The following is an 11,919-nucleotide window of genomic DNA, read 5'->3' as shown; positions in this document are numbered from 1 at the left end:
TAGCGCGTCTACCAATTCCGCCACCTGGGCTTTGCTTTATTCTTCAATTTAAGGTAGAGTTGACTACCTGAACTGCGAAGAAGCAGCTATTATATATTTTAAAAAAAGAATGTCAACTATCAAAATGAACAAAAATACTAAATCTTTAAATTTACGAGAAAAAGACCCGTACTTGGAGCGGGAGAAACAACGTTACGCTCATCCGCTGCCCAGCCGTGAGTGGGTTATTGAATTATTGGAACAAAAAGGCGTGCCGACAAAAATCGAAGCTTTGGCACATGAATTGTCGATTACAGAAGATGAATATGAATTCTTTGAGCGCCGTCTGAAAGCGATGGCGCGCGATGGTCAGGTGTTAATCAATCGACGTGGCGCGGTGTGTGCGGCAGAAAAATTGGCATTAGTTAAATGCCGTGTTGAAGCGCATAAGGACGGATTTGGTTTTGCCGTGCCGCTAACACCAACGGGCGAAGGCGATTTCGTTTTGTATGAGCGTCAGATGCGCGGCGTGATGCACGGGGATATTGTTACTGTTCGTCCTGCCGGTATCGACCGCAGAGGCCGTCGTGAAGGTACGGTTTTGGATGTGGTGGAGCGTGCGCAGTCTAAAGTGGTCGGCCGTTTTTATATGGATCGCGGCGTGGCTATTTTGGAAGCCGAAGACAAGCGTTTGAGCCAAAGTATCGTGTTAGAGCCTGAAAGCGTGGTGCACTTTAAACCGCAATCAGGCCAAGTGATTGTGGCTGAAATTGAAACGTATCCTGAAGCGCATCGTCCTGCTGTGGCTAAGCTGATTGAAGTGTTGGGCGATTATGCCGACAGCGGTATGGAAATCGAAATCGCTGTACGCAAGCACCATTTGCCTCATCAATTCAGCGAAGCATGTGTCAAAGCCGCGAAGAAAATTCCCGATCATGTGCGTAAAGCCGACTTGAAAGGGCGCGTGGACTTACGCGATTTGCCTTTGGTAACCATTGACGGCGAAACTGCGCGGGACTTTGACGATGCGGTTTTTGCTGAAAAAATCGGCCGCAATTACCGTTTGGTGGTGGCGATTGCCGATGTCAGCCATTATGTCCGTCCTGATGACGGAATTGATGTAGATGCTCAAGAACGCAGTACCAGCGTGTATTTCCCACGCCGTGTGATTCCGATGCTGCCGGAGAAGTTGTCCAACGGTATCTGCTCGCTCAACCCTGATGTTGAACGCCTGTGTATGGTGTGCGATATGGTGATTACCTATGCCGGCAATATCAAGGAATACCGTTTCTATCCGGCAGTAATGCGTTCTCATGCGCGACTGACTTACAATCAAGTTTGGGATTGGATTTCAGACGGCCAGGATCATCCGTTTAAGCAACAAATCGATACTCTGTATCAGTTATTTAAAATCTTGCAGAAAAAACGTTTCGAGCGTGGCGCGGTTGAGTTTGAGAGCGTTGAGACTCAGATGATTTTCGACGACAACGGTAAAATCGACAAGATCGTTCCAGTCGTCCGCAACGATGCGCACAAGCTGATTGAAGAATGTATGCTGGCGGCGAATGTTTGCGCGGCAGAATTTTTGCTGAAAAACAAACATACGGCTTTATTCCGCAATCACTTGGGCCCGACTCCCGAAAAATTGGCTACTTTACGCGAGCAGCTTGGTTTGCTGGGGCTGAGTTTGGGTGGCGGCGATAATCCGACGCCGAAAGACTATGCTGCGCTTGCCGAGCAATTTAAAAACCGTCCGGACGTGGAATTGTTGCAAGTGATGATGTTGCGTTCTATGCAGCAGGCGGTTTATGAGCCGCATTGCGACGGTCACTTTGGTTTGGCTTATAGCGCATATGCACACTTTACTTCGCCTATCCGCCGTTATCCGGATTTGACGGTACATCGTGCCATCAAGGCTGTGTTGAATGGACAAACGTACCAACCCAATAAAACCTGGCAGGCTTTGGGCGTGCATACCTCTTTCTGCGAGCGCCGAGCTGATGATGCCAGCCGCGATGTGGAAAACTGGCTGAAAACTTATTATATGCGCGACAAAGTCGGCGAAGTCTTCAGTGGTAAGATTTCGGGCATGACCAGTTTCGGTATTTTTGTAACCTTGGACGATATTCATATCGACGGCTTGGTTCATATCAGCGATTTGGGAGAAGATTATTTCAACTTCCGTCCTGAAATTATGGCGATTGAGGGCGAACGCAGCGGTGTCCGTTTCAATATGGGCGATACAGTCACCGTAAAAGTTGCGCGAGCCGATTTGGATACCAGCAAGATTGATTTGACCTTAATCAGCGGCGGTTCAGTCGGTAAGAAACGTAGCGGTAGAAAAGCAAAACCTGCGAGCAAGCCGATAGCTGCTGACAAGTCTGTCGAAAAGCGTAAACTTTCGGCTAAAGAAATTGATGAAGCGTTGGCCGCTCCCGTGAAGGCAAAGAAAAGCAAGGTAAAAAGTAAACCTGCCTCCAAGCCTGCCAAGCCAAGCAAACCTAAAGCGGCAAGCAAGAAAAAGGCGCAGGCGAAAACAGCTTCCGTCAAAGCTGGAGGTAAAAATAACGATCAAGGCAAAAGCGTGAAGATTAAAGTGAAGAAAGCTGCTAAGAAATAAGCGGCATTCAATTCAGGCCGTCTGAAAATTTTCAGACGGCCTGAATTTGTGATTTTATAAATAAAACCAAGGATAAATAAGATGATAAAACTATACGGTATTCCCAATTGCGATACGGTTAAAAAAGCGCGCAGTTGGTTGGCAGAAAACGGCATCGAGTTTGAGTTTGTAGATTTTAAGAAAAACGCCCCGACTGCCGAATTGATTGATGGCTGGCTGAAGCAAGTAGCTTTGGAAATTTTGCTCAATAAAAGAGGCACGACTTGGCGCAAGTTGGATAAAGATGCGCAAGAATCTGCCGCCACAAAAGAAGGTGCCATTGCTTTGATGGTGGAAAATCCCAACATCATCAAGCGGCCTGTATTGGTCAAAGAAGGACAGGTTCATGTCGGATTTTCAGTAGACGCGTATCAGGAAATTTTCGGATAAGGCATTTTTAGGTTTTTAGGCCGTCTGAAAAAGCAAGCCTCGAAAAAATACGTTACAATACGCGCTTTGAGCCTGTTTTCAGGATTTTAAGATTTTTGCGGCAGCATTTTCCGGCTGCCGCGCCAAACTTTTCTTTCGGATAAATATGTTCCATATTGTTGAAAAATATAAAACACCCGCCCAGATTGTTTTAGGTATCATTGGTCTGACCTTTATCGGATTCGGTGCCAATAATTTGTCTTCGCCGGGTTCTGATTACATTGTCAAAGTCGGGGATGAGAAGGTCAGCGAGCATGCTTTACAGATTGCGATACAAAATGAGCAAGCTGCCGGCAATACTGCGCCTTCGCGTGATGCGATATTCCAATCTTTATTGCAACGTGCTTACCTGAAGCAGGGTGCCAAGCTGATGGGCATTGCTGTGTCTCAGGAACAAATCAAGCAAGTTATCGTGGATGATCCGAATTTCCATGATGCTTCCAGCAAATTCAGTCAGGATTTGCTCAAGAAGTATTTGGATCAGCGCAAAATGACCGAGGATCAGTTTGTTGAAGATATCCGTGAACAGTTCCAATTGCAAAATCTGTTGAATCTGGTGCAAAACAGTGCGTTGGTCAGCGATGCGCAAGCGCGTCAGTTGATTAACCTGACCCAAGCCACCCGTACCATCCGTTCATTTACATTCAGTCCTGAAGCATTTGCGGCACAAGTAAAAGTAGATGATGCGGCTTTGCAAAAGTATTATGAAGCGCATAAGAAAGATTACTTGATTCCTCAAGCCGTTAAGCTGGAATATGTGGCTTTGAACATCAAAGATTTGGCTAACAAGCAAACTGTCAGTGCGGAAGAAGTACAAAAAGCTTACGATAGCAAAAGCGTAGATTTGTCGCCAAGAGCCGAAATTGCGCATATTTTCATTCCTGTTATGCCTAACGGAGATGAAGCAAGTAATGCGGAAATTAAAGCCGAAGTGGACAAAATGGCTGCAGAGCTCAAAGCGCACCCAGATGCTTTTGCCGAGTTGGCGGCCAAGTACTCCAAAGATTTGTCCAGCAGCAACAAAGGCGGCAATTTGGGCTACCTGAGCAAAAGCGGCGGTAGTGGCTTTGGACCTGAATTCGATAAAGCGGCATTTGCATTGGGCAAAGGCGAAGTCAGCGATACCGTTAAATCGTCTTTGGGTTATCACATCATCAAAGTTTTGAATGTCGAAGCTGAGCCGACTTTGGAACAAGCCAAAGCGCGTATCGAAGCAGCCTTGAAACTGAAAAAAGCAGCTTCTGCCTTTAACGCTGCCAAAGAAAAATTAGGTGAAGATACCTTCAACGATCCATCTTCTTTGGCAAAAGCAGCTGCCAATTCAGGCTTGAAAGTGGAAAACTTGGATGAGTGGGTAACCAAAGCGGGTGCGAAAGAGGCCGGTTTGCCTGAAGCGTTAATTAATGCAGCGTTTAGCGATGATGTACTGAAGAAAAAACACAATTCTGAAGTCATTGCCATCAACAACGAAACCGTTTGGGTCATTCGTGCGAAAGAAGTGCGCGAAGAGAAAATTGCACCATTTGCAGAAGTTAAAGACACTGTCCGTGCAGCATATCTGCGCTCTGAAGCCGCCAAACTGGCAGAGAAGAAAGCCCAAGAAACTTTGGCTGCATTGAAAGCCGGTAAAGCTGCCGATGTTCAATGGTCGCCTGTTTCGCAATTGAGTGCGCAAGATGCACGCAAAACCATGTCTCCTGAAGCTTATGCGGCTTTGTTGAAAGCGCGTCCTGTCGGCGGTAAACCTGCGTACGCATTGTTGGAAGGTATGCCTGCACCGGTGATTATGGAAGTTCAGAGCGTTTCTGCTCCTGAAAATGCCGATTCACAGATTCCGGCTGCCAAACAGGCTTTGGTTCAGCAGCTTTCTGCGAATGTGTTCGATAATTTACTCCAGTATTTGGGTAAGAAAATCGATCGTAAGCAAGGCGCACAGCAAGTTAATAATGCTGCCGAATAAGCAGAGTATTTGAGTAGGGCAGCCGGATAAATTCCGGCTGTTTTCTTATTTTTAGCTATCTTTTAAAAGGCCGTCTGAAATCATGAGTAAAAACCCTGATGCCTTTGTCCGCTTGATTAATGCATTAAAAATCCTGCCCAATGTCGGCCCGAAATCCGCACAACGCATGGCTTATCAGCTTTTACAGTACAAACGCGAAGAAGCGCAGGAGTTGGTGGATGCTTTGCAATTTGCCTTGAGACAGGTGCAGCATTGTCGGATGTGTAACACATTTTGCGAGGGCGATTTGTGTGAAATTTGTGCGGACGAAAAACGTGAGAAAAGCCGCTTGATGATTGTGCATATGCCGGCGGATGTTTCCAGTATGGAGGCGGCCAATTGCCATGATGGCCTGTATTTTGTTTTGATGGGGCAAGTCAGTCCTGCGCAGGGTATGGATATTTCGGTAGTAGCGTTAGATAAGCTGGTTGCCCGTTTGCAGGCGAGTGATATTGAGGAAATTATCATTGCCACCAACTTCACAGCCGAAGGCGATGCGACAGCGTATGTATTGGCGGAATTGTTTAAAAATCTTCCTTATAAAGTCAGCCGATTGGCAAGGGGAATCCCTTTAGGCGGCGAGATGGAATATGTGGATGCCGGTACTTTGGCTCAAGCTGTTTACGATAGAAGGAATATCCAATCTTAAATGGCAATATAAAAAGGCCGTCTGAAAGTCTTTCAGACGGCCTTTTCATTGATTAAATCAGATTATTTGCAGCTGACGCCTTGAATTTGAGGCGTATCGCCGTTGCCGACTTTGAATGCGCATTTGGTTGCGCTGCTGCCGGATACGGTAACAACACCGTTTCCACTGTTGAGGCTGACAGGTTCTTTTACGCCCATGCCGACAGCAGTGGCTGCCAGTTTTTGAACATCGGCGTCGGAGTAAGCGGTATTGTTTGAACTGATTTTGATTTCTTTGGCAGCATATGCATTGAAGCTGAATGACAAACCTACAGCTACGGATACGAGGGCCAAGAATTTTTTGCTGTTCATTAGTGTATTTCCTTTTTGATGGTGACAAAGTGTGTCACAGCTTCAGAATAAGGGCGATTGGCCGGTTGTGCAAGTTTTTCGGTGGAATTTACGGGAAGATACATGGTTTTACATACACTTTATCCCTGAATGCTACATCAGTCGGGCAATCGGACGACCTGTCGGTTTTACGGTACAATAAGCCTTTTTTGACAAACGAATGAGGCATTTTTGAATGGCTTCTTTAGAAACTTGGATAGGCCTGCGCTATCTGCGTGCGAAAAAACGCAACGGTTTTATGTCATTTATTACCATGATTTCAATCGCCGGTATCGCTTTGGGCGTAACGGCGCTGATTGTGGTTTTATCCGTGATGAACGGATTTCAGAAAGAGATACGCGGTCAATTGTTGAACGTCGCACCTCATGCGGAAATCGGCTATTACGATGTCGGTAGCGCGCCGGGTTGGCAGAATTTGCGCGAATTTGTAAAAGGCAAAAAGGAAGTATTGGCCAGCGCGCCTTATGTTTCCGATCAGGCTTTGCTCGCTAATGCCGGGGAAGTGCGCGGTGTGCAGATACGCGGTATTTTGCCGTCTGAAGAAAAAAATGTCGTGGATTACGGTAAGGATATGCCGGCCGGCAGTTTTGACGATTTGAAACCGGGCGAATTTGATATTATTTTGGGCCAAGGGCTTGCTGAGGCATTGGGCACGGAGCTTGGCGGCAAGGTTACAGTGATTACGCCAGAGGGTAATGTCACTCCTGCCGGCGTAGTGCCGCGCTTGAAGCAGTTTAATGTGGTCGGTGTGGTAAAAACAGGTGTTTATGAAGTCGATAACACATTGGCCATGACGCATATCAAAGATGCGCAAGTCTTGTATCGACTGGGAGAAAATGTCGGTGGGCTGCGTTTGCGACTGGCTGATCCTCAGAATGCGCCGTCTTTCATTGCCAAGTTGATTCCAGATGCTAAAAAAGATGAAGTTTGGGTGCGTGACTGGACGTTTAACAACCGCAGCTATTTTGAAGCCGTTGAGTTGGAAAAACGCATGATGTTCATCATTTTGACACTGATTATCGCGGTTGCTGCGTTTAACCTCGTCTCTTCCTTGGTAATGGCGGTAACGGAAAAACAAGCCGATATTGCGATTTTGCGCACTTTGGGTTTGTCTCCGGGCGGCGTCATGAAGATTTTCTTGGTGCAGGGCGCATTTGCGGGGTTCTTCGGTACGCTTGTGGGCGTGGTATGCGGTGTATTGCTGGGTTGGAATGTCGGCAAGATTGTCGCGTTTTTTGAAGATCTGTTTGGCGTGCATTTGATTAACTCTCAAGTTTATTTCATCGATTACCTGCCTAGCGATGTGAACTTGAAGGATGTCGCCGTTATTGCCTGCATTTCGCTTGGCTTGGCATTTATCGCCACACTGTATCCGAGCTGGCGTGCTGCAAAAACCCAACCTGCGGAGGCTTTGCGTTATGAGTAAGACAATTTTGAAATGTACCGGCGTTGGCAAAAGCTATAATGACGGCGCATTGAATGTACAAGTGTTGAATCATTTAGATTTTGAAGTTGCCGAAGCGGAAAGCGTGAGTATCATCGGTTCGTCAGGCAGCGGTAAATCCACATTGCTGCACCTTCTCGGTGGCTTGGATATGCCGTCTGAAGGCAAGGTAATACTGATGGATCAGGATTTGGGCGGTTTGAGTCAAAAACAGTTGGGCGAATTGCGCAACCGTTATTTGGGCTTTGTGTATCAGTTCCACCATCTATTGCCTGAGTTTTCTGCTTTGGAAAATGTCATGATGCCGCTTTTAATCGGCAAAATGCCCAAGGCGATGGCCGAGGAAAAGGCTGTTAAGATGCTAAAAAAGGTTGGCTTGGACAAGCGTATGCTGCACCGTCCAAGCGAACTTTCCGGCGGCGAGCGTCAGCGTGCGGCGATTGCCCGTGCTTTGGTTAATGAGCCGAAATGCCTGTTGGCGGATGAACCGACGGGGAACCTTGACCGTAAAAATGCGCAAAATGTGCTGGACATGATGCTGGATTTGAAACGCGAATTGAACACCAGCCTGATTGTAGTGACCCATGATGACGAGCTGGCTGAGCGTTTCGACCGGGTAATGACCATGAAAGACGGCAGCCTGCAAGTGCTGCAATAAGGTTATTATTTCAGGCAAATATTTTATGCTTTGAACGGTATAATAGAGGCCGTCTGAAAAACAGGTTTTCATTATATGGAAATACTGTTTTTCAGACGGCCTTTCTTTTTTCGTATCAATCAATCCTAAGCCATGAATCCGACCAACTCTATCCTTTCCTCTGCCGCAGATGCGGCTATAGCGTTTTTCCGCCGCCACGAAGTACAGGGGGCATCCGTTATTGAACCTTATGTGGTTCGACTGTTTGCAGCCTTGCAAAACGGGCATTCGTTCATTTATTTGGATAAAGAGGATATCGATGCCTTAAGCAACTTGCCGAATTTGGTCGGTAATGCGGATAAACCGCTTATCCTGCAAGGCCGGAAATTGTTTTTAGGGCGAATGTGGCAGTTGGAACATGATTTGGCTGTTGAAATCAAACGGCTGGCCAGTGCAGAGGCGGAAGAAGTGAATTTCATGGCGGCTTCAAAAAGCCTGAGCGACTGGTTTGACACTAAAGACAGTAAAGAGCAACGGGATGCTGCTGCTTTGGCCTTGCTGCAAAACTTTATGCTGATTACAGGCGGGCCGGGTACGGGGAAGACGACGACCGTAGCAAAGCTTTTGGGTCTGATTTGCAATAACAGTACGAAGCTGCCCCGTATCGCTTTGGCGGCGCCGACGGGCAAAGCGGCTGCGCATATGGCACGGGCTTTGCAGCGTGCTTTGGACGGTTTTGATTTGTCTCCAAGTATCAAAGCGCATTTGGAAAGCTTGGAAGGGCAGACTGTTCATCGATTGTTGAAACTGCGGCCGCCGCAAATGCGCCCTGCGTTCAATCATGAACATCCGCTCGCTTTGGATGTTTTGGTGGTGGATGAGGCGTCGATGTTGGATTTGCCGCTGGTGTTGGATTTGTTGCGTGCCGTGCCGACCGGCTGTCGTCTAGTGTTGCTTGGCGATGAAAACCAGTTGCCGTCGGTTGGCTTGGGGGCTGTGTTGGCAGCATTGTCGTGTCCGACAGCTTTGGATAAAGAAACTGCTGAAAAGTTGGGAGTGTACCTGCCCAATCATGGTTTTGAGATTAAAGGGCAGCCACAGGCTTTATCGCAAAACAATGCTAAATTGACATTCAGCCACCGTTTTGGTGCAGACAGCGGTATCGGCTGTTTGGCAAGGGCGGTGGTGTCCGGGGAAAAGCAAACTGCGGTTGAACAGTTTGACAAGTTTCCCAAAGAATTGGAAATGAAATCAGGCCGTCTGAAAGAGCAGGTCGCCTTGCTTTATCAAAAGCAACAGGATTATTGGCAGGCCGTGGCAGAGAATAATGTTGCACTCGCCTATGGTCATGCTGCCGATGTGGTGGTATTGGCGGCTTGGCGGCAGGATGCGGATGATTTGAATCAGGCTTATCAAGAATACTTGCAACGACAAGGCAAAGTTTCGGGCGAAACGCCTTGGTTTGCCGGACAAATCATCATGATTACGCACAATGATTATATGCTGGAAGTGTTTAACGGTGACATCGGGCTGATTATGAAAGATGAAGAATCGTTGAATGGCTTGTCTGCATATTTTCCTGAGAAAGATGGATTCAAAAAAATTGCCATCAGCCGTTTGCCCGATTTTGAATCGGCTTTTGCCATGACGGTGCACAAGAGCCAAGGTTCGGAATATCGGGAAGTCTGGTTATTGCCTCCGTCAGTGCCTGCAATAACAGAGAGCGAAGAAGAAGCACGGGGTTTGGATAAGGCTTTGCTTTACACGGCCATTACCCGTGCGCGTGAACGTTTCGTGTTTTGGGGAAATGCGGAGGAGTTATGTAAAGCTGTAGAATGCCATCAAAAACGCAGGACGGCATTGGCCGATGCCTTGAAATGGCAGTTTGAACAGCCTGATGAGCAGGCTTCCGTTTGACCTGAATCAAGAGGCCGTCTGAAAGAGGATAAAGCGTTTAAATCTGCTTGACTGATTACACTAATTTACATACGATAAAAATAATTAGTAAATAAAATGAATAATTTATACGAAATTCATAATTTTGTACGCTTTATCGAATGCTTCACTTTCAATACCTTCTTTTGGAGAGTCGGCATGAAATTTCAAACCAAACTGATTGCAACCTGTATTTTATTGGCTTCATCATCTTATTCTTTGGCAGAGAATGCTGATGGCGGACGTGATGCGGCGGCTTTGACCACCACCAACGATTACGTCAATTCCGGCAGTATCATTCGCAAAGATGACGATAAAATCAGCATTTTCAATGATTTGTTGACTGTAAATGGTGGCTTGCGCGTACGTGCGGATACCAAAGACATCAATGCCAACAACAGCAGCATCAATCCGACGCCTGAAGATACCAATGCCAACTTCAATGCGGAGTTTTGGTTACGCGCAAAACTGTATAAAGATTGGAAATTGGTGGCGCAAATTGAGCCGAATATCGATTTGGAAACCGGTAAATTCAACGGCGATCATGATGTGCCGGTCAATAAACTGTATGCCGAAGGCACTTTGTACAACAATATTAAAGCGCGTGTCGGTAAATTTGGTGCGTTCTCTTCCTACGGCCGCGTCTGGGATACCGAAGTAACCGGCGGCGAAATCTTCTTCGACAATAAAACCCTGCCTACCAAAATCTATGCGGGCCGCCGCACTGGCAACCTGAACGACAACACATGGGGCATTGGCGGCCGCCGCAGACATTTTGCCGCGGTTCAAAGTATGTTGCCTGTGAATGAGAATATCAACGTCGGCGCAACCGTCAGTTACATGAAAGACATCGATGTACGCGGTGCGAAGAAAAATGCGGTCTTCGGAGAAATCGGTACGGACATCAAGTTTAATGATGATTGGCATTGGATGGCCGCAGTCAGCAAGTCCAATATCAAAGCCTATAATGATGCCGGACAAAAAATTAAAAATGATGGCGTGTTCACTGAAGTACGCTATAAATTGGCCGACTGGAGCGTCCGTAATTCTTATGACGTATTCTTGAACTACCGCCGTGTCGGTTCATTGTCCGGTGTCTCTTCTGTTGAGGATTACAGCAAAAACGTCCAAGGCGTGCAAATCGGTGCGACCTATATTCCTTGGAAAAACTGGAAATTCAAAGGTTTCTATTTGGCCGGCAAACAGGTTACGCCTACCGTCGGCACAGATAAGCAGGACGTAAACGTTATTCGTGGTCAGTTAGAATATAAATTTTAATCATCACAAAGAAAAAAACAGGCAGGATGTCCTGCCTGTTTTTGGTTTTCAGACGGCATGGATATAGGGCCGTCTGAAACAATGGATAAAACGCTTTACCAGCTATCGCGCTTCATACGGTCAAGCTGGCGGCGGTCGCGTTTGGTTGGGCGTCCGTCCGGATAAGCGGCACTGATGCGGCTGGCTTGGTCGAGTTGTTTTTGAGCCTCGCGTTCGGCAGCCGTTTTCATGTCTTCTTCGTAGAGTAAACGCGCTTCCGGTGCCGGGCGGCGTTGATGATTGAGCGCGGCAACTTTGAATTTGTAGGGAAGGGAGTTCAAAGTCATGTCGATGGTGTCGCCGGCAGAAATATTTTTGCTGTTTTTCACTTTTGAGCCGTTTACCAAAACTCTGCCCAGCTCAATATGTTTTTGTGCCAGCGCGCGGGTCTTGAAAAAGCGTGCGGCCCACAGCCATTTGTCCAAGCGCATGGACGAATTGTCATGATCGTTTTTCATAGCCTGTTTGAAATGATTGAACTG

General features: G+C 47.0%; 10 protein-coding genes and 1 tRNA gene (1 of these 11 cut by a window edge). 8 read left to right on the top strand and 3 right to left on the bottom strand.

Going from position 1 to position 11,919, the window contains the following annotated elements:
• Positions 1-30, bottom strand: a tRNA-Leu gene (locus HMPREF3052_RS11900); it reaches 172 nt to the left of the window's first position.
• Positions 31-124: 94 nt separating this feature from the next.
• On the opposite strand from HMPREF3052_RS11900, the gene rnr reads away from it, so the two are divergent.
• The 4 genes from rnr (at position 125) to recR (ending at position 5,715) form a co-directional block, all read left to right on the top strand.
• Positions 125-2,599: a ribonuclease R gene (gene rnr / locus HMPREF3052_RS04450; protein ID WP_141756603.1), complete on the top strand. Its 2,475-nt coding sequence runs from the start codon at positions 125-127 to the stop codon at positions 2,597-2,599.
• Positions 2,600-2,680: 81 nt separating this feature from the next.
• Positions 2,681-3,028 carry an ArsC family reductase gene (locus tag HMPREF3052_RS04445; RefSeq protein ID WP_049329609.1) on the top strand — a complete coding sequence of 116 codons (348 nt, stop codon included), beginning with the start codon at positions 2,681-2,683 and terminating at the stop codon, positions 3,026-3,028.
• Between the two features lie 145 nt (positions 3,029-3,173).
• Positions 3,174-5,027 carry a SurA N-terminal domain-containing protein gene (locus HMPREF3052_RS04440; RefSeq protein ID WP_070748768.1) on the top strand — a complete coding sequence of 618 codons (1,854 nt, stop codon included), beginning with the start codon at positions 3,174-3,176 and terminating at the stop codon, positions 5,025-5,027.
• A gap of 82 nt (positions 5,028-5,109) precedes the next feature.
• Positions 5,110-5,715: a recombination mediator RecR gene (gene recR / locus HMPREF3052_RS04435; protein WP_070748766.1), complete on the top strand. Its 606-nt coding sequence runs from the start codon at positions 5,110-5,112 to the stop codon at positions 5,713-5,715.
• A 62-nt stretch (positions 5,716-5,777) separates the two neighbouring features.
• Here recR and HMPREF3052_RS04430 read toward each other — a convergent pair whose 3' ends face one another.
• The gene (locus HMPREF3052_RS04430; protein WP_003683377.1) at positions 5,778-6,065 is read right to left on the bottom strand and encodes a hypothetical protein; all 288 of its coding nucleotides are present in this window, start codon (positions 6,063-6,065) and stop codon (positions 5,778-5,780) included.
• A gap of 214 nt (positions 6,066-6,279) precedes the next feature.
• Here HMPREF3052_RS04430 and HMPREF3052_RS04425 point away from each other — a divergent pair, with 214 nt between their 5' ends.
• From HMPREF3052_RS04425 to HMPREF3052_RS04410, 4 genes are all read left to right on the top strand, one after another.
• Positions 6,280-7,530 carry a lipoprotein-releasing ABC transporter permease subunit gene (locus HMPREF3052_RS04425; protein WP_003746931.1) on the top strand — a complete coding sequence of 417 codons (1,251 nt, stop codon included), beginning with the start codon at positions 6,280-6,282 and terminating at the stop codon, positions 7,528-7,530.
• Positions 7,523-8,206, top strand: a complete 684-nt coding sequence (gene lolD / locus HMPREF3052_RS04420; protein WP_003683651.1) for a lipoprotein-releasing ABC transporter ATP-binding protein LolD — start codon at positions 7,523-7,525, stop codon at positions 8,204-8,206. The genes HMPREF3052_RS04425 and lolD overlap by 8 nt, the downstream gene beginning before the upstream one ends.
• 132 nt (positions 8,207-8,338) lie before the next feature.
• On the top strand, positions 8,339-10,102 hold the full coding sequence (recD, locus tag HMPREF3052_RS04415; protein ID WP_070748764.1) for an exodeoxyribonuclease V subunit alpha: 1,764 nt from the start codon (positions 8,339-8,341) through the stop codon (positions 10,100-10,102).
• 96 nt (positions 10,103-10,198) lie between these two features.
• Positions 10,199-11,398, top strand: a complete 1,200-nt coding sequence (locus HMPREF3052_RS04410; RefSeq protein WP_070748762.1) for a hypothetical protein — start codon at positions 10,199-10,201, stop codon at positions 11,396-11,398.
• A gap of 95 nt (positions 11,399-11,493) precedes the next feature.
• Here the strand turns inward: HMPREF3052_RS04410 and HMPREF3052_RS04405 are convergent, their stop codons facing one another.
• Positions 11,494-11,895 (bottom strand): RNA-binding S4 domain-containing protein, encoded by a 402-nt coding sequence (locus tag HMPREF3052_RS04405; protein ID WP_003679090.1) that lies wholly within the window; start codon positions 11,893-11,895, stop codon positions 11,494-11,496.
• Positions 11,896-11,919 lie beyond the last annotated feature (24 nt).

It is taken from the genome of Neisseria sp. HMSC056A03, from assembly GCF_001815685.1.
Taxonomy (GTDB): domain Bacteria; phylum Pseudomonadota; class Gammaproteobacteria; order Burkholderiales; family Neisseriaceae; genus Neisseria; species Neisseria subflava.
Note: the sequence above shows the minus strand (reverse complement) of the source record. Positions and strands in the feature narration are given on the sequence as shown.